Origin of the sequence: Sphingobacterium sp. JUb20 (assembly GCF_004342035.1) — a bacterium.
Lineage (GTDB): Bacteria > Bacteroidota > Bacteroidia > Sphingobacteriales > Sphingobacteriaceae > Sphingobacterium > Sphingobacterium anhuiense.
Genome location: NZ_SLYV01000007.1, coordinates 236,911 through 255,394, shown reverse-complemented (window position 1 = coordinate 255,394; position 18,484 = coordinate 236,911). Strand labels below are relative to the sequence as shown.

General features: G+C 35.6%; 14 protein-coding genes. 7 read left to right on the top strand and 7 right to left on the bottom strand.

The genetic code is table 11. The features are described from left to right. Positions 1–52 precede the first annotated feature (52 nt). Positions 53–1,678, top strand: coding sequence for an ABC-F family ATP-binding cassette domain-containing protein (locus EDF66_RS13755; protein ID WP_132773672.1), 1,626 nt, complete (start codon positions 53–55; stop codon positions 1,676–1,678). 70 nt (positions 1,679–1,748) lie between these two features. Here the strand turns inward: EDF66_RS13755 and EDF66_RS13750 are convergent, their stop codons facing one another. Continuing rightward, positions 1,749–3,344, bottom strand: coding sequence for a discoidin domain-containing protein (locus tag EDF66_RS13750; protein ID WP_132843316.1), 1,596 nt, complete (start codon positions 3,342–3,344; stop codon positions 1,749–1,751). A gap of 682 nt (positions 3,345–4,026) precedes the next feature. Between EDF66_RS13750 and EDF66_RS13745 the strand changes: the two genes are divergently transcribed. After that, entirely contained in the window at positions 4,027–6,915 is a 2,889-nt protein-coding gene (locus EDF66_RS13745; RefSeq protein ID WP_132843314.1) for a TonB-dependent receptor, read from the top strand. A 73-nt stretch (positions 6,916–6,988) separates the two neighbouring features. On the opposite strand, the gene EDF66_RS13740 is transcribed toward EDF66_RS13745, so the two are convergent. From EDF66_RS13740 to holA, 6 genes are all read right to left on the bottom strand, one after another. After that, the gene (locus EDF66_RS13740) at positions 6,989–7,447 is read right to left on the bottom strand and encodes a hypothetical protein (protein WP_132843313.1); all 459 of its coding nucleotides are present in this window, start codon (positions 7,445–7,447) and stop codon (positions 6,989–6,991) included. A gap of 244 nt (positions 7,448–7,691) precedes the next feature. Next, positions 7,692–9,275 (bottom strand): MDR family MFS transporter, encoded by a 1,584-nt coding sequence (locus EDF66_RS13735; protein WP_021188462.1) that lies wholly within the window; start codon positions 9,273–9,275, stop codon positions 7,692–7,694. A 4-nt stretch (positions 9,276–9,279) separates the two neighbouring features. Then, positions 9,280–10,371 (bottom strand): HlyD family secretion protein, encoded by a 1,092-nt coding sequence (locus EDF66_RS13730; RefSeq protein WP_021188463.1) that lies wholly within the window; start codon positions 10,369–10,371, stop codon positions 9,280–9,282. 12 nt (positions 10,372–10,383) lie between these two features. Beyond that, complete coding sequence (locus EDF66_RS13725) at positions 10,384–11,688, bottom strand: TolC family protein (RefSeq protein WP_132843311.1); 1,305 nt, start codon at positions 11,686–11,688, stop codon at positions 10,384–10,386. Then, positions 11,678–12,295 carry a TetR family transcriptional regulator gene (locus tag EDF66_RS13720; protein ID WP_132843309.1) on the bottom strand — a complete coding sequence of 206 codons (618 nt, stop codon included), beginning with the start codon at positions 12,293–12,295 and terminating at the stop codon, positions 11,678–11,680. The genes EDF66_RS13725 and EDF66_RS13720 overlap by 11 nt, the downstream gene beginning before the upstream one ends. Before the next feature lie 228 nt (positions 12,296–12,523). Then, complete coding sequence (gene holA / locus EDF66_RS13715; protein WP_132843307.1) at positions 12,524–13,525, bottom strand: DNA polymerase III subunit delta; 1,002 nt, start codon at positions 13,523–13,525, stop codon at positions 12,524–12,526. Positions 13,526–13,628: 103 nt separating this feature from the next. Between holA and EDF66_RS13710 the strand changes: the two genes are divergently transcribed. From EDF66_RS13710 to EDF66_RS13690, 5 genes are all read left to right on the top strand, one after another. Then, positions 13,629–14,087: a type I restriction enzyme HsdR N-terminal domain-containing protein gene (locus EDF66_RS13710; RefSeq protein ID WP_132843305.1), complete on the top strand. Its 459-nt coding sequence runs from the start codon at positions 13,629–13,631 to the stop codon at positions 14,085–14,087. 96 nt (positions 14,088–14,183) lie between these two features. Then, a complete protein-coding gene (gene clpP, locus EDF66_RS13705) occupies positions 14,184–14,885 on the top strand; it encodes an ATP-dependent Clp endopeptidase proteolytic subunit ClpP (RefSeq protein WP_132773685.1) in 702 nt (233 codons plus the stop codon). Between the two features lie 2 nt (positions 14,886–14,887). Continuing rightward, complete coding sequence (clpX, locus tag EDF66_RS13700; protein WP_132773687.1) at positions 14,888–16,138, top strand: ATP-dependent Clp protease ATP-binding subunit ClpX; 1,251 nt, start codon at positions 14,888–14,890, stop codon at positions 16,136–16,138. Between the two features lie 101 nt (positions 16,139–16,239). Further along, entirely contained in the window at positions 16,240–17,058 is an 819-nt protein-coding gene (locus tag EDF66_RS13695; protein WP_021188870.1) for an AMP nucleosidase, read from the top strand. A gap of 46 nt (positions 17,059–17,104) precedes the next feature. Next, positions 17,105–18,469, top strand: a complete 1,365-nt coding sequence (locus EDF66_RS13690; RefSeq protein WP_132843303.1) for a pyridoxal-phosphate dependent enzyme — start codon at positions 17,105–17,107, stop codon at positions 18,467–18,469. The last annotated feature ends 15 nt before the right edge of the window (positions 18,470–18,484 follow it).

Here is an 18,484-nt window from a genome sequence, read left to right as displayed (position 1 = left end):
TACCTTTAAAAATGTTCTAAAAAAAGAGAGAAATAAAGCATATCTTTGCAACATGATTAATGTATCCAATCTTTCTCTTCGCTACGGTAAACGCGTATTGTTCGAAGATGTCAATCTAAAATTCACGCCTGGTAACTGTTACGGTATTATTGGTGCCAATGGAGCTGGAAAATCGACTTTCTTGAAAATTGTTTCTGGAGAAATTGATCCTTCTACAGGTTCTGTTGCTTTTACACCTGGCGATAGAATGTCGGTATTAAGCCAAGATCACTATGCTTTTGACGAATTTACAGTTTTGGAAACCGTAATGATGGGTAATCATGAGCTATACAAAATCATGAAAGAGAAAGATGCGATCTATATGAAAGAAGATTTCTCTGATGCTGACGGTGAACGCGCTGGTGAATTAGAAAGCTTATTTGCTGAAATGGACGGCTGGAATGCTGAATCAAATGCCGCAACACTCTTAAGTAGTTTAGGTATTAAAGAAGAATTCCATTATAAATTAGTTTCAGAAATTGACGGTAATCAAAAAGTACGTGTCTTATTGGCGCAGGCTTTATTTGGTAAACCAGATATTTTGATTCTCGATGAGCCTACCAACGATCTTGATATTAATACAATTGCATGGTTAGAAGATTTCTTAGCTTCTTATGAAGCTATCGTATTAGTTGTATCCCATGATCGTCACTTCTTAGATGCTGTATGTACGCATACAGTAGATATTGATTTTGGTAAAATGACGATCTATACCGGTAACTACTCTTTCTGGTACGAGTCTTCTCAATTAGCGTTGAAACAACGTACTGATCAGAATAAGAAAACTGAAGATAAGGTTAAAGAACTGCAGGAATTTATTCGTCGCTTCTCTGCCAATGCATCAAAATCAAAACAAGCAACCTCACGTAAGAAAGCTTTAGATAAGATCAACATTGATGAAATTAAGCCTTCTAACCGTAAATATCCTGCGATCATGTTTAATACCATGAACAGAGAACCAGGAGATCAAACTTTACAGGTAGAAGGATTGAGCAAAACAGTTAACGGAGAAGTTTTCTTCAAAGACATCACCTTCATGATTAACAAAGGTGATAAAATTGCTGTCTTAGGAGCCAATTCACTGATTACTTCTGCATTCTATGATATCCTTACAGGACGTGACAAAGATTTTAAAGGAGATATTAAATGGGGTATTACGATCACTCCTGCAGATATGCCAATGGATAATTCACCTTTCTTCGAAGGTAGAACAGAAAATCTGGTTGATTGGCTAAGAGATTACACAACAAACCCTGATGCTGATGAGCAATTTATTCGCGGTTTCTTAGGTAAGATGTTGTTCTCTGGAGAAGAAGTCTTGAAAAAATGTTCAGTACTTTCCGGAGGTGAGAAGATGCGCTGTATGTTCTCCAGAATGATGCTTCAAGGTGCAAACTTCTTAATCTTTGATGAGCCAACGAATCACTTGGACTTAGAATCCATTACTGCTTTGAACAACGGTATGGTAGATTTTAAAGGTTCCATGTTATTCACTTCTCGTGACCACGAATTAACTGAAACGGTAGCAAACCGTATTATTGAATTAACGCCAAAAGGTATCATCGACAAGTTGATGACTTACGATGAGTATATTAATAGTGAAGTTGTACAAGCACAGCGTGCTGAAATGTATAAATAAGAATTATTATCTATAAAAAAGAGAGGCCTTGATTGTTATCATCAAGGCCTCTCTTTTTTCATCATCTATATTAATTTGAATAAACTCCAAAATCCGCTAAATGTGAATAGAAGAAATTACCCCACGAACTTGTTGACTCTATTTTTAGATACTGTGTATTTAGTACCGATGTAAAATCTACATTGATCCAACTTCCTGACACTTGTATCAATTGAGCTGTTTTTACCAACGACCAGCTAGTACCATTTGTACTTGAGTAAATATTAATATCCTTCATCGCCCCGTTTAGGTTATCCCGATTTCTAAAAGCGACTCCTTTTACAGATCTCAAAGCCCCCATATTCACAGAAAAATAATGCGGCTGTGGCGTTTGAGCTGACGACCAAGGCGTATGCCATATTGTACTTCTATTTTTATCTAAAACGTTGCTTGCAGGCGCACCATTTTCTTGACTATCAGCTGCTATGATTGACCAGCCTGTTGTCGGTAACAAGTTATGAACAACAACTTTAGACAAATCAGGAAGATTATTGACAAAACTATATAAGTAACTATAAGTCGACCGGCTACCGTTCTCATGCATAAAACCAATACGAAGCTGATAGTCTCCAGTTAAATCGTAAAAATCTGCCAATGGGCACTCAAATCTAAAGCTGTCAACGCCAATTACTTTAGTCGACCATTGCACAGCATCATAATCCTGATTACCACCATATGGACTTCTATCATGCCAAATCACGACATCTTTCACTGGCTTAGTCGCTGTAAACTTACCTGAAACAATAATTTTATTGCTCGCTACAGAAGCTGATAATGATGTAATATCTACAGAGGCTGCTTGGTACCAATCTGTACGTGTTACCGTACTGAATACTTGACTATTATTAAATGTTGCTGTAGTAGCTTGTGTCAGCGAAGTTGTAGAGATGCCATAAGTCGAATTACCACTTCCCATCAATGCCGTACCTAAAGTAGGAGCCAATGTTTTATTCATGCGGTTATGGCTAGCGTTAAGACCATGACCTAGCTCATGAATCATTCCTCCAATCCATACTGTTGCTTTCCACCCGATATCGCCACCTATTCCTAAATTTTTAGCGTCTAAATTCACATAGTCCAGCGCATAACATGTGGTACCCGTTCCATAAAATGGCGGACCTCCTGGATTCGCCGGATCACTATTGTAAGTAGGAATGACAATCAGATTATGCTCGCTTTTCTTTGCAGAAGGATTTAAAGCATAGTAAGCATCCACTTCCGATTTCACTGCGCCACTCCCCCCCTCATAAGGATAAGTTGCTTTTCCAAAATTACCTGGAATGTAGATAATGTTAATTAAAGAATCGTTGATCAGATCCAAACCAAAAGATTTACGACCAAAACCTTCGCGGTCCATATTCGAAGCAAACATTTCCTGCGCATCGAGTAATATCTTACTCAGGCGCTTTCTGAAATTTGGTATAGAATCCAAATCATTCGGCACAAAGTAAACAACATTTAATTTGTAGGGATTGCTGCGCCATTCATTAGTCAGATTAAGCGCTTGCTTTTTGCCTAGACCGGATTCATCCTTGTCATAATTACTCAAATCCTGTGTAATGTCTTTACAAGAGAATACAGTAAGTAGCACTATACTACAGAGTACGTAAAAAGATTTATTCTTCATATTTTATGTTATAATGGTGTTAACCGAATTTATAAAAGACAAATCATTTTAAAAAAAATTATTTAAAAAATATAATATTTTACTTAACGCAAACGATTGTTTTTCGCAATCAACTAAACTATTTGTAACAAAAGCATAATGAAAACTATTTCACAACCAAAATATTAATTACTATTAAAGAAAAATTACAAGCACATTGATCAGTGATGAGGTCATAAAACTGATTTTTCTTATAGTGAGTGTAGCTTATAATTCATTTAGGCAAGTAAGCACAGAATAGATTTAAATTTCTAGTAGGGGTGTTCAAAACCTGAATCATTAATAGCTAGATTTTTTTTATTCTTCCCTCCTACTTACATCCAAAAAAATTATTGTGATTCTTTTTATCTTTCTTATACAGCGAAAAGATATTAATGATATAATCAAACGAAAATAATTACTGCAGGTAGCTTGTCTACGAAAAAAATCATCAATTTTTAACAGATCAAGATTGACTATTTTATATTGATTTTTTTAAAAAAAACCTTTCTAAACGTAACTTAAAACAACATTCATATTAAATCATAAGCACTCAATTGCAGATAGTTAAAAACTAATAATTACTATTATTTAAAAATAAATGCTGTAATATGAAAACTAAAAAATATATTTGTCTACCAAATCGATAGATTTAATATTAAATATGAAAAGAACATTACTAAATTTTATTATCATCGCGATTATTGGGGTGGCCAAAACTACTCCATCTTTTGCTCAAGGGTCCAATATTATTGAACTCACCGGTCATATTATTGACCAGAACACAAAAGAACCTTTGCCCGGAATTACCATTACAATTCAAGGAACTGTAAACGGAACATCAACGAATAACAAAGGTGATTTTAAACTCAACACAAAGGCAAAATATCCTTTTACATTAAAAGTGTCCGGAGTTGGTTTTGAAACAAAAACTTACGAAGTAACAGGTCCAGAATCCAATTTAAATTTAGCATTATTGACGCAAACAATTCTCGGAAAAGAAGTGGTAGTCACGGCATCACGTACACAGGAAAGTATCTTAAAATCTCCTGTTTCAATTGAAAAATTAGATATCAGAGCTATTAGAGAATCTCCTGCCCCTAGTTTTTATGATGCACTTGAAAATGTTAAGGGTGTTCAAATGACCACTTCAAGCATTACTTTCAAAATTCCTAATACCAGAGGTTTCAATATTCCTAATAACTTTAGATTTGTTCAGTTGGCTGATGGTGTAGATATGCAAGCGGCGACATTAGGTGTTCCATTAGGTAATGCCATAGGTCCCACAGAATTGGATATTGCAAGTATAGAAATAACTCCTGGCGCTTCTTCCGCTCTTTATGGTATGAATGCCATTAATGGGATGGCTAATCTATTGACAAAAAATCCGTTTTTATACGAAGGATTAAGCGTTTACTCCAAAAATGGGCTAAATCATACCGGCGGTACTGGTCGAGAATTGAGTAATTTGACAGAGAATGCCGTCCGTTTTGCCAAATCTTTCAATAATAAATTTGCATTTAAAGTCAATCTTAGCTATTTAAGAGGAACTGACTGGTTGTCTAATTCTTATCAGGATCAAAATCCAAACACATTAAACACAGCAAACCCTGGCTTCCCAGAACTTTCGGGTAGTAACAACCCGGCCTACGATGGGTGGAATATTTATGGTGACGAAAATAATAATGCTGTGACCCTTTCGGGTTTGAACATTAATGGTAAATCAAACCAATCTCTAATTGTGAGACGTACAGGTTACAAAGAGGAAGATCTTTCAAAGCCTACAGTTGAAAATTTAAAATTTGATGCCGCATTACATTATCGCCTTACTGAAAATGCGGAATTATCTTATAGCTACCGATTTGGTCAAATGGATGGCGTCTTTCAAAGAGGAAATAAAATTCAATTGGATAATGTAAAGGTTCAAAATCATAAATTAGAATTAAAAGGAAATGACTATTCTATAAAAACCTACCTTTCTACTGAAAACACGGGTGACTCCTATAATATTAAACCCTTGGCAGACAATTTAGACCTGACTCATTTATCTAATAATGCATGGCGAGATCTTTATAAAAACTCATTGCAAACACAGTTAAATGAAGGAATATCTTTAACAGATGCTTTAAGAAATGCTAGAATAGTAGCTGACAAAGGTCGTGTAGAACCTGGTACAAAAGATTTTGATGAACTAAAAAATACCATTACTAAAATCAATAATTGGGATCATTTGAATGCAGGCGTTAAAACCGGTACTGCAACAGGTGGTGCTCAATTGAAACAAATGAGCAGAACTTACCACGCTAATGCACAATGGGATTTAAGCCGACACATCAATATTTTCAACTTATTAATAGGGGGTGATGCGACCATTTATGAAGTAGTTCCTGACGGAAACAACTTTGTGGATTTTAAAAGACCTATAGCAGACAGGAGTCAGCCTTTGTCAAATGGTTCTTTTGGTGAGAATGTCTATTACAAAAAAGTTGGTGGTTTTGGACAGATTACAAAATCTCTTCTGGATGAGAAATTAAAACTTTTTGGATCATTACGGGTTGATTATAATCCTGAATTCTCAGCTAAAATTAATCCTAGGATTGCAGCAGTATATACCCTAAAAGAAAAACATAACCTTAGAGCATCTTTTCAAAATGGATATCGCTTTCCTGCTCTATTTGAAGCACTATCATTTGTCAATAACGGAAATGTACGTCGCGTAGGAGGCTTGTCCTATATCAATGAAGGACTTGGATACTTAGATAATTCATATACCCTTCAATCTGTAAATAGTTTTAATGCAGCGGTAAACAAGGATGTCGCAACTGGATTGACAGCTAATGATGCGGCACTTAAAAACCGGGGACTTTTAGCTGTTACAAATTTAAAGGCAACAGAGCCAGAAAGTATCAAGTCTTTCGAAATTGGCTATAAAGCGGTATTGTTTCAAAACAAATTAGCTATTGACTGGGATCTTTACAGCAATGTCTATAATGGATTTTTAGGTCAGGTAGAAGTCGCCGTCCCATCTACAGATAAGATCACAACAGATGCATCTGTTATTGATATGTTAGCTAGTAATAGATCCAAACAAACTCGTTACCGTGTTTATACGAATGCCAAAAACAGTTATAACAATTATGGAAGTTCTCTTGGCATTACTTATAACTTCAGTGGTAACTATACAGTATCCGGCAATATTAACTACAGTGATATTACTAAAAATAAAGAATCTGATTTATTTGTTACCGGATTCAATACTCCTAAGTGGGCATCTAATCTATCTTTCGGAAATAGACAGATTCTGCCAAATGTAGGTTTTAATCTTGTTTGGAAATGGCAGGATGCATTTGACTGGGAAAGCCCGCTTGTGAATGCCCGTGTCTCCGCTTATAATAATATTGATGCACAGGTTAGTTACAAGATGCCTAAAACAACTATTAAACTTGGTGGAAGTAATATATTAAACAATCATTATATACAATATGCAGGTGGACCTACACTTGGCGCTTTATACTATATGGCTATCACTTTTGATAACATCTTAACGAAATAATATTCCCTCCCCCCTTCTATTATAATTGGTTTAATCCTCCTCATCTCTCGATGACGGAGGATTTTTTTAAACTTTATTTTAAATAAAGCCCAAAATACCATACCCATGCTATTAAAATAAGCTGCATCGGAAGTCTTTGTGCATATAAATAATTCATCCCCGGCCCCGTATAATCGGCTTTAAAAATATTGATCATCTTTCTCGAAGAATTAACATTTGCAATGAAAACGACAACAAAAAAGATAATGAGCAATATTGCAGTGGTTGCTCTTAATGAAGGTATCATCAATCCGATTCCAGCGGCAATTTCGAGTACTCCCGTTAAGTATACTAAAAATAATTTTGCAGGAATAAAATCTGGCATCATCATCACCATACCTTTTTGAAATCTAAAATGCGACAAACCAGTGAAAATGATAAAAACAGTCATACCAAGATTACCTGCAAATAAAAAATTCCAAAAACCATAGACTAATTTTGTGCCTATCAGGGCAAGAAAAAAAGCTGTAAAAAGAATAAGTAATAATTTCATAAGTCGATCATTAGTTTGTCCTAATCTAAATCTTGTTTTAAGTTTACAAGTTCATCACTTGAGAAACAAATAAATTAACGATTTGTTACAATCAAAATGATCTGGTAGATTCAGTTCTTTTCATTAGCACTATTTTTCAGATAAACTTTTACCTGCTTTTTACATTAATCCGAAATCAGGCACAAAAAAAAACAGCCGTATGTATATTTACGGCTGTTTCTATTCTTTTACGTTTTTAGCTTATTTAGTGTAAGCTTGATGTATCCACTTTGTTCTTACCTTGTTTGATCATCAGCACGAATGGTACACAGGCTATGAATAATATTCCGATGTATAAAAACACATCCATATAAGATAAAACAGTAGCCTGCTTCATGACTGAACCTTCTAATAATTGATAAGCTTTTCCTAAGGCTTCATTCGGGGTAAATCCTTTAGCTATAAAACTAGCCTGCATCTGATTGATACGTTGCTGTACCTCAAAATCAGTTGGATCTAAATTAGCTAATAAATTAACCCGATGGCTTTGACTAAAGCGAGAAATAAATGTCGTAATCAAAGCAATACCAAATGAACCACCCAATTGACGCATCATTCCCGTAAAAGCCGCCCCTTCACCAATACTTTTACCCGATAAGGTCGACAATGATAAAGTCATTACTGGCACGAACAATAGACCTAAACCCACACCTCTAAATATTAAAGGCCAAAACATGTGTTCCGCTCCCGTATCATTTGTCAGACGGCTGTACATCACAAATGAAAAACCAAAGAATACACATAAACCTATCGCGACCATATATTTCTGAGGAACCCCATTCTGAATCATCTTACCAATAAAAGGCATCATGAAACCAGTCATCAGAGAACTCGGAATAAGCAGTAAACCTGCATCTGTTGCTGTCCATCCCAAAATAGACTGGGTGTAAATCGGAATAACAAATGTCGAACCGAACAAGCCGAAACCGAGTATAAAGCTCATCACGACACCAACCTGTAGATTTTTATCCTTTAAAACCCGCAAATTAACAATCGGCCGATCATAGGTCAGCTCTCTCCAGACGAAAAACAGTAATCCTAAAACTGATGTAACCGAAAGGATAACAATTGTACTATTGGAGAACCAATCATCCTGCTGTCCATGTTCCAGTACAAACTGTAAAGAACCAATAAACATAATCAAGAAAACCACACCCCACCAATCCACATCTTTAGCAGCTTGTTTTTCACCATATTTAGGACTCTTAACAAATGTAAGCGTCAAAAGAACAGCAATAATACCTAAAGGAACATTGATATAAAAAATATAAGGCCAAGAGAAATGATCTACGATATAACCACCTAGAGGAGGACCTAGCGTTGGTCCAACAATAACCCCCATTCCATATATGGCCTGCGCCATACTTCTCTTTGCCGGAGGATAACTTTCGGTAATAATAGTCTGAGCAGTAACTAATAATGCTCCACCACCCATTCCCTGTATAAATCTAAAAAATACCAGTTCCCAAATATTGGTTGAATTGCCACATAAAAACGAAGCAACCGTAAAAATAATAATAGAGGCTGCAAAATAATTTCTGCGCCCAAACTGTTGCGATAGCCAACTTGTCATGGGGATCACGATCACATTCGCGATTGCATATGCTGTAATGACCCAAGCGATATCCGTTAACGTCGCACCCAATGTTCCTTTCATATCATTGAGAGCAACATTGACAATGGTGGTATCCACAATCTCCAATAAAGCACAAAGAACTGCTATAATGGTGATGATGACACGCCGATACCCATATTCAATGAGACTATCCTGATCAAGTGTAGCTGTCATAATCTTATTTTAAGTGAACGTCAACGTCAGCGTTCATTCCTGGACGCAATAAAGCAATATGATCAGCTGTGTTAGCTTTCGTTAATAATATCTTCACAGGAAGACGCTGTACTGTTTTCACAAAGTTACCAGTAGCATTATCCGGAGGAAGTAAAGAAAATTTAGAACCTGTTGCCGGTGAAAATGAATTCACTTCACCTTCAAATTCGATATTTGGATACGCATCAACAGTAACTGCTACCTTTTGTCCAATTCGAATATCATTCATCTGTGTTTCTTTGAAATTAGCAACAACCCAGGTCTCATGATTATCAACAATGTAAAATAATGCTGCTCCAGGATTAACCATTTGTCCAGGTCTTATTTTTACATTAGAAATCTGACCGTCCGCAGAAGCAGTAACTACTGTATACGAAAGATTCAATTTAGCGGCGTCAACAGCTGCTTTAGCGCGTTCAATATTAGCCTGTGCTACTGCTGTTTGTTTACTTGCGACATTTGTTTTACTCAGCACAGCCTGACGTTGTGAATTTGACGCATTTCGCTGTTGTTTTAAAATCTCAACTTGCTTCTCCGCCTCTAGCTTAGTTGTTAAAGCCTGTTCATATTGCTGTTTTGTTATTGAATGGTTATTATAAAGATTCGAATACCGGTTGAAATCATTTTGAGCTTGTTCTGCACGAATTTGCGCAACATCAATACTTCCAATATTAGAACGAACCGTCGCATCAGAAATCGCTACATTAGCAGAAGTGGCATTTACATCAGCTTTCGATACTTCAAAAGATCCCTCTGCGCCCAACAAAGCAGCTTCAGCTTCTTTTACCTTTATCAGATAATCCTGTGTATCAATCGTAAATAATGTATCTCCCTTTTTAACAATATCATTATCCTTTACATATACTTGTGCAATATAACCACCTACTTTAGGAATGATCGGGTTCATATTTTTATCAACCTGTGCGTCATCTGTTGTTTCATGCGACTGACTGTGAATGTATTTATAACCACCATACCCTCCTCCAACTAAGATAAGAGCAATAAGAATGAAGACAAATTTCTTATTTGATGGTTTCTTTTCTTCTTGATTTTCCATTGATATTTATAATTATTTTGTTGTTAATTGACCATTTACTAAAAGTAAATCATAATATTTCTCTACAGTATTAGCTTTAGAAATCGCTAAATTAATTTTTGATTGTAGCTGTTGAACATCCGCTTCTAATAAATCATCTGTATCCGCTACACCATTATCATATTTATCCTTTACAATACGATAATTTTCATTCGCTTGATTTACGGCCTCTGTATACAATTGATTTTGAGAAATCGTTAGGTGATAATTTTCATTCGCCTGTTGTACCTGAACTTTAATTTTGTCGTTCATAATAACTACATTTTCATCCACTTGACTTACTTGATTACGGGCGATATTGACATTCTTCTTATTTTTATAAAGTGATCCAATATCGTAAGAAACTCCTACACCAACATTCACCGCATTTTTCACTGTTACCAAATTATGTACATTCAGTGCAGCATACCCACCCGTTAATGCTATTTTTGGCAAAGCATTAGATTTCTCAATATTGACTTTATTCAAAGCAATATCATGTTGTGCCTGTAAAGCTTTCAATTCATTTCTATTGGCCAACGCGGTTTGAACATCAGAAAAATCTCCTACTACAGGTGCCTCATCCAGATTGATCGCAGAAACTTGAGTTGCCTCATCTAATTTTAAAAAATTAACCAACTGGTAATTTAAAACATTCGCATTTTTTTTTGCTTCCTGAAGAGAAACCTTATAATTAGACAATTGCAATTCAGCTTTTAAAAGATCATTTCGTGGAATGATCCCATTCGCCTCCATCGCTTTAAAATCTGTCACACGCTGCTCAGATCTTTTAATATTTTCTTCCATTAAAAGTGCAGTCTGTTGCGCTTTATACAAATTGATATACAAGCTAATACCTTGTTCTGCCAATTGATCTTTTAACGCTAAAGCCGAGAACTCCTCCATCTTCACAGCATTGCCAGCTGCTGCGATACTATTTTTAATTTTTCCACCTGTATAGATGGGCATACTTACAGAAGCCTGTCCCAGCATTAATTGATTAGCTTTAATATCCATCGGATCTGAAGATGATGATACAGGTATCCGAAGTTTAACATCCGGAGAAGTCATTGCTAAATATTGTCCGCTCAACTTAGCGTCAGGAAGTAAACTATTCTTTGAAGCATCCAGCTCCAATTTTCTTCCTTTAATTTTTGTTTCTGAAGCTTTTGCTTCTAGACTTTGTGTCTGAGCAAGACGGATTACTTCTTGCAAAGTGAGTGGATCACCCTGTTGCGCAAATGCAACCCCCTGTAGACAGAAAAGTAAGAGTGCCAACTTCCCTATTTTAATATTCATATGTTAATAAAGCTTTAATCGTTCTTTGTAAGTGGATTACTAAAGTTGACTCCATATATTGACTATACTCCTCATCAGTAGTAAGATTTAATTCTGATTTTAGAAAAGATCTGTTCATCTGAAAATTCATGAACGTCCCCATCATTGTGGCATGTATCAAGATTGGATCATTACCTGATCGAAACTCGCCAGCATCTACTCCTTTTTGAAGAATACTTGAAATGACATTTAAATTGTGCTTTTTTAAATTTTTATAGGAGTCGGAAAGCATCAACCTTTTTTTCACTCCAGCTTCTATTGCCAAAATATGATAGATCGCCAGACTAGAATTCATATATTTAATATAAGATTTCACCATCTCGTCAAGGATATCCATCACAGGAATAGTTAATTGTAAAATACTCTCATCCATCTTGAATTTTTCAACCCGGTAAGTAAAAAGATCATCTAACAATTTATCCTTAGAACCAAAATAATAATTGATCATCGCGACATTGACCTGGGCTTCATGTGCTATATCACGTACAGATGTACCATCAAATCCACTTGTAGCAAAAAGCTTTTCTGCGACATGCAATATTTCTAATTGTTTTTCACTGAATTCCATTATTGGGATTTTAAAAACCGTGTGCAAATTTAAACAAGCGTTTAATTTAAACAAGCGTTTAATTTAAAATTTACAAAAAGATAACATTAATTCGATATCATTGTAAATAAGATAAATAACATTGATTTACATTAGTTTTTCCATAAAAAAAACCTTCCTCAAACAAATGAGAAAGGTTTTTTATAAAAATATTGAATCGATTTAAATCGTTATTTCCTGTAAAATTTGCTAATTGAGTATTGTAAAAATCAATTCTGTCAGGATATCTTTAGTACTCGTATTACCGCCTACATTCATTCCTTTTGATTTTAAATCTGCATCTTTTAATGCTTCGATGATTGTAAATGTTTTTCTTCTATTGTAGTTACGTGCTGCAAGTTCATATTCTTTCATAAAAAAAGGATGAACACCCAACTCTTTAGCGGCTGTGCTTTTATCAATAATATAATGATATTTTAAGACCTTCGTAAAATATCCAGCTATAGTACCTAGAACTAACACTAAAGGATTACTTTTTGGATTTGCGGCAAAATAATCTATAATCTGATATGCTTTAAAGGCGTTACGTTTCGCTAAAGCAGTATTCAGTTCAAAAACATTAAAATCTTTTGAAATACCAATATTTTGTTCAATATCTGACACAACAATTTCTCTTTCCTTTGGTACATTGAGCATCAGTTTATTCAGCTCATTGACAATTTTAGAAAGTTCAGTACCTAAATATTCTGACAGTAGAGCAGCTGCTTGAAGGTGTATATTCCATCCCTGTTCTTTGATATAAGAAATAACCCATGCGGCTACTTTATCATCATAAAGTTTGTTTGATTCTACGACAAGGCCTTTTTTTTCAATGGCTTTGTATAATTTTTTACGTTTGTCAAACTTGCCATATTTATAATCAAACACCAAAACCGTACTCACTGTACATTGCTCTACATATTTGAGAAGCAATTCGTCATCCTTCCATTTCAGATCCTGAGCCTCTTTAATAATAATCAGCTGGTGATCACTCATCATTGGATAACGCTTGGCAGCATTCACAATTGTCGAGAAATCAGTATCCTTTCCGTAAAGTACAGTTTGATCAAAACCTTTCTGAGCATCATTAAGAACAGTATGCTCTAATGCATCACTTATGACATCTATAAAATAGCTTTCCTCTCCGTGCAATAAATAGACCGGCTGAAATTTACGTTTTTTAATGTCTGTTAAAATAGGACTGATATTCATGATGCCACTAAATTACAACTAAAATGACGAACCGTAAAATTTGAATAACCGAATCCTATATCTCATCTATTTTGAATAATTCAAAAATTAGTATCTTTGTCCTATGTTTAACCCAATTCCGTTAAATTTACCGCCATATCCAGCGAAATTGACAAAAGAGAATGAAACCATTTTCATTTTTGACGATTTACGAAAAAAGAAGCTTGTTTTAACGCCGGAGGAATGGGTTCGCCAGCATTGGGTCCACTTTCTCCATATCAACAAAAAGTATCCTAAGTCCTTAATGAAGATAGAAGGTGGCTTACGACTAAATGACCTTCAAAAACGAAGTGATTTAATCATCTATAATAATCAAGGAGAAAAGATAGTACTAGCTGAATTTAAGGCGCCACATATAAAAATTACACAGGCGACCTTCGAACAGATCGCTAATTACAATTCTATCCATAAAATTCCGTTACTCTTAGTAAGCAATGGATTGCAGCATTACTATTGTAAAATTGATTTTGAAAACAAATCATTTGCCTTTATAAAAGAGCTGCCGAGTTATGATCAACTTTAAGAGAATTGTAACTCATATGTAAAACAAATGGCGTATAGTATTTATTATTTAAAATATAGTTTTATATTAGTCTTATAAATTTGAATCACAAAGAATATGAATATAGATAAAAACGAATTCAGAAAATATGCAATCAAGCATCACAGAATTGGAAGTCAACATGTTGATGGATTTATTGCACGTGCGCAAGTAAACACACCTACAAACTTGACTCCATACATCGTAGAAGAGCGTCAATTAAACGTTGCTCAAATGGATGTATTTTCACGTTTAATGATGGATCGTATCATTTTCTTAGGTGATGGTATCAACGATCAGGTAGCAAATATCATTCAGGCACAATTGTTGTTTTTACAATCAACAGATTCCCAAAGAGATATTCAAATCTACATCAATTCACCAGGTGGTAGTGTTTACGCAGGTTTAGGTATTTATGACACGATGCAATATATCGCACCAGATGTTGCTACAATCTGTACAGGTATTGCAGCTTCTATGGGTGCTGTATTATTGGTTGCCGGAGCAAAAGGTAAACGTGCTGCATTGAGACATTCACGTGTTATGATCCACCAACCTTCCGGCGGTGCTCAAGGTGTTGCTTCAGATATGGAAATCAATCTTCGTGAGATGATGAAATTGAAAGAAGAACTTTACACTATTATTGCTGACCACTCAGGACAAACTTACGAATGGGTAGAAAAATCTTCTGACCGTGATTACTGGATGAAAGCTTCCGAAGCAAAAGACTTTGGAATGATTGACGAGATTTTACTTCCTAAAAAGGAGATTATTAAATAATAATGGCTAAAAATAATAATAGTGGCGTTCATTGCTCATTCTGCGGAATGAGTAAAAATGATGCCCAAATGCTTATCGCTGGAGATGGAGCTCACATCTGTGACCGCTGTATCAATCAAGCAGGCGAAATTCTAGCGGAAGAATTGAAACAACGTAAGAGTAAAACATTACAAACTGCGTTAAAACTCATTCGTCCCTTAGAGATAAAAGAACACTTAGATCAGTATGTTATCGGGCAGGATGACGCAAAAAAAGTGATCTCTGTTGCTGTATACAATCATTACAAACGTCTAAATCAAAAAGTTGATCAAGATGAAATTGAAATTGAGAAGTCAAATTTAATTGTTGTAGGTGAAACCGGTACAGGTAAAACTTTACTGGCCAAAACGGTAGCAAAGATTTTAAATGTACCTTTCAGTATCGTAGATGCTACGGTATTAACGGAGGCCGGTTATGTCGGTGAAGATGTTGAAAGTATATTAACTCGTTTATTACAGGCGGCAGATTACGATGTTGCTGCAGCTGAACGCGGTATCATCTATATCGATGAAATTGATAAAGTAGCACGTAAAAGTGATAACCCTTCTATTACCAGAGATGTATCTGGAGAAGGTGTTCAGCAAGCATTGTTGAAAATCTTAGAAGGAACAGTTGTTAACGTACCACCTCAAGGTGGCCGTAAGCACCCTGATCAAAAAATGATTGCCGTCAATACAAGCAACATTTTATTTATCTGTGGTGGCGCATTCGATGGCATTCAAAAGAAAATTGCCAATCGTCTTCGTACACAGACAGTAGGTTACAGAATGAATGAGGATGATGCAGAAATTGATTTAAAAAATCTTTATAAATACATCACACCTCAGGATTTAAAAAGTTTTGGTTTAATACCGGAATTAATCGGAAGATTACCTGTATTAACGTATTTGAACCCATTGGATAAAGAGACACTATTAAGTATCTTGACAGAGCCTAAGAATGCGTTAATCAAACAGTACAGAAAATTATTTGAATACGAAGGAATTGAATTAAAATTTGATACCGAAGTCTACAACTTTATCGTAGACAAGGCTGATGAATTTAAACTTGGAGCTCGTGGTTTAAGAAGTATTTGTGAGGCAATTATGCTCGACGCAATGTTTGAAATTCCTACGTCAAAGGAAAAGACGAATCAAAAAGAACTGCATATTACGTTAGAATATGCGACGAAAAAATTTGAAAAGTCGGACATCAAAAAATTGCAAGTCGCTTAAATAAGAAATCCCTCGCTTACCGCGGGGGATTTTTTTTAACCGCACAAATTTCTTCCCATCGGCCCTCCTTCAAATAGGTTAAATTATTAAATTGATGAATTATGGCAAAAAGTAAAAAAAACGTAGATAGCCCTATCACACCAGGTCTGAAATCAAAAGAAGAGATTGTTCACAACTGGTTACCACGTTATACAGGAAGACCTTTAGAAGAGTTTGGTAATTATATCTTATTAACAAACTTCTCAAAATACGTCACTATTTTTTCTGAAATGCATGACAATGCACCTATTTATGGTGAAGATAAACCCATGCAAAGTGTTACGGCAGGCGGAATCACTATTATCAATTTTGGTATGGGGAGTCCAATGGCGGCAACCGTCATGGATCTATTGTCTGCTATTGCTCCGAAAGCAGTCCTATTTTTAGGAAAAACAGGGGGATTGAAGAAAAAAATTGGTGTAGGAGAACTCATCTTACCAATTGCAGCCATCAGAGGAGAAGGTACATCCAATGACTATTTCCCCGCTGAAGTGCCTTCATTACCTTCATTTGCATTGCAAAAAGCAATATCAACTACTATTCGCGACCACTCCAGAGATTACTGGACCGGAACAGTCTATACAACCAACAGACGGGTATGGGAGCATGATAAAGACTTTAAAAAATATTTAAAAACGATACGTGCTATGGCTGTAGATATGGAGACAGCCACTATTTTCAGTGTCGGGTTTGCAAACAAAATTCCAACGGGTGCTTTATTACTTGTTTCGGACCAACCTATGATTCCAGAAGGCGTAAAGACTGCTAATAGTGATGTAAGTGTAACAGCGAAATATGTAGATGCTCATATCAGTATTGGCATTGATGCGCTTAAGCAACTTAAAAATAATGGGTTGACTGTGAAACATTTGAAATTCTAGGAAACAGACATTTTTTGGTATTTTTGCATAAACAAACAGTAAATTTATGTGGTATAATAACATTTTAGAAACAATAGGAAATACTCCTCTTGTTAAGCTAAACAAAATCACCAAAGATTTAAAAGGAACCATCCTAGCGAAGATCGAGACCAGTAACCCCGGCAATTCGATTAAGGACAGAATGGCACTTAAAATGATTGAAGATGCAGAGCAAGCTGGCTTATTAAAACCAGGAGGAACAATCATTGAAGGAACTTCTGGAAATACAGGTATGGGATTAGCCATGGCTGCTGTTGTCAAGGGCTATAAATGTATTTTTACCACAACAGATAAACAATCCAAAGAGAAAGTCGATGCTTTACGTGCCTTTGGCGCAGAAGTGATCGTTTGTCCCACAAATGTGGATCCTGAAGATCCCCGCTCCTATTATTCGGTATCGAGCCGTCTGGAACGCGAAGTTCCCAATAGCTGGAAAGCCAATCAATACGATAACCCTTCAAATGCGCTGGCACATTATGAACAAACTGGTCCTGAAATATGGGAACAAACTGAAGGGAAAATCACCCACCTTGTCGTGGGTGTTGGTACTGGAGGTACCATTTCAGGTACAGCCAAATATTTGAGAGAGCAAAATCCTAATATTAAAGTATGGGGAATAGATACTTATGGGTCTGTATTTAAAAAATATAAGGAAACCGGTATTTTCGATAAAAATGAAATATACCCTTACATAACAGAAGGTATTGGTGAAGATTTTTTACCGCAAAATGTTGATTTTAGTTTAATTGATCTTTTTGAAAAAGTTACCGATAAAGATGCTGCATTAATGACGAGAGAACTGGCTCGTAAGGAAGGAATTTTTGCCGGAAATTCAGCTGGATCAGCATTAGCAGGTCTTATTCAATTAAAAGATCGCTTAAAAGAAAATGATGTTGTTGTCGTTATCTTCCATGATCACGGTTCGCGTTATATGGGGAAAATGTATAATGAAGATTGGTTAAGAGAACGTGGCTTTCTAGAAGATGAGAAACTCAACGCAAAAAGTATCTTAAAAAGAAGAGGTGAGCAAGCAATTGTAACAGCAGATGTTGAACAAACCGTCTTTGAAGCGTTCAACTTCATGAAAACACTTAATATTTCTCAAATACCCGTAACACAGCAGGGAATGGTGGTCGGAAAAATAACAGAGTCTGATATTTTGAATGCTCTTTTAGAAAATCCAGCTCTGAAATCTTCGTCAGTACAAGAAGTGATGACAAAGCCCTTTCCTTTTGTTGACTTAAATACGTCGATTGATAAAATATCGGCTTTGATCAATAAAGATACACAAGCTGTACTTGTAGAAGATGAATTCGGAAAAATTAATATCATCACACAGTATGATATTATCAATGCAATATCTGAAGCATAATTAAATAAAATTGTA

Bases quoted from the DNA above. Each gene is read 5' to 3' on its own strand.
- EDF66_RS13755 (WP_132773672.1), top strand. From the start codon at position 53: ATGATTAATGTATCCAATCTTTCTCTTCGCTACGGTAAACGCGTATTG.
- EDF66_RS13750 (WP_132843316.1), bottom strand. From the start codon at position 3,344: ATGAAGAATAAATCTTTTTACGTACTCTGTAGTATAGTGCTACTTACT.
- EDF66_RS13745 (WP_132843314.1), top strand. From the start codon at position 4,027: ATGAAAAGAACATTACTAAATTTTATTATCATCGCGATTATTGGGGTG.
- EDF66_RS13740 (WP_132843313.1), bottom strand. From the start codon at position 7,447: ATGAAATTATTACTTATTCTTTTTACAGCTTTTTTTCTTGCCCTGATA.
- EDF66_RS13735 (WP_021188462.1), bottom strand. From the start codon at position 9,275: ATGACAGCTACACTTGATCAGGATAGTCTCATTGAATATGGGTATCGG.
- EDF66_RS13730 (WP_021188463.1), bottom strand. From the start codon at position 10,371: ATGGAAAATCAAGAAGAAAAGAAACCATCAAATAAGAAATTTGTCTTC.
- EDF66_RS13725 (WP_132843311.1), bottom strand. From the start codon at position 11,688: ATGAATATTAAAATAGGGAAGTTGGCACTCTTACTTTTCTGTCTACAG.
- EDF66_RS13720 (WP_132843309.1), bottom strand. From the start codon at position 12,295: ATGGAATTCAGTGAAAAACAATTAGAAATATTGCATGTCGCAGAAAAG.
- holA (WP_132843307.1), bottom strand. From the start codon at position 13,525: ATGAATATCAGTCCTATTTTAACAGACATTAAAAAACGTAAATTTCAG.
- EDF66_RS13710 (WP_132843305.1), top strand. From the start codon at position 13,629: ATGTTTAACCCAATTCCGTTAAATTTACCGCCATATCCAGCGAAATTG.
- clpP (WP_132773685.1), top strand. From the start codon at position 14,184: ATGAATATAGATAAAAACGAATTCAGAAAATATGCAATCAAGCATCAC.
- clpX (WP_132773687.1), top strand. From the start codon at position 14,888: ATGGCTAAAAATAATAATAGTGGCGTTCATTGCTCATTCTGCGGAATG.
- EDF66_RS13695 (WP_021188870.1), top strand. From the start codon at position 16,240: ATGGCAAAAAGTAAAAAAAACGTAGATAGCCCTATCACACCAGGTCTG.
- EDF66_RS13690 (WP_132843303.1), top strand. From the start codon at position 17,105: ATGTGGTATAATAACATTTTAGAAACAATAGGAAATACTCCTCTTGTT.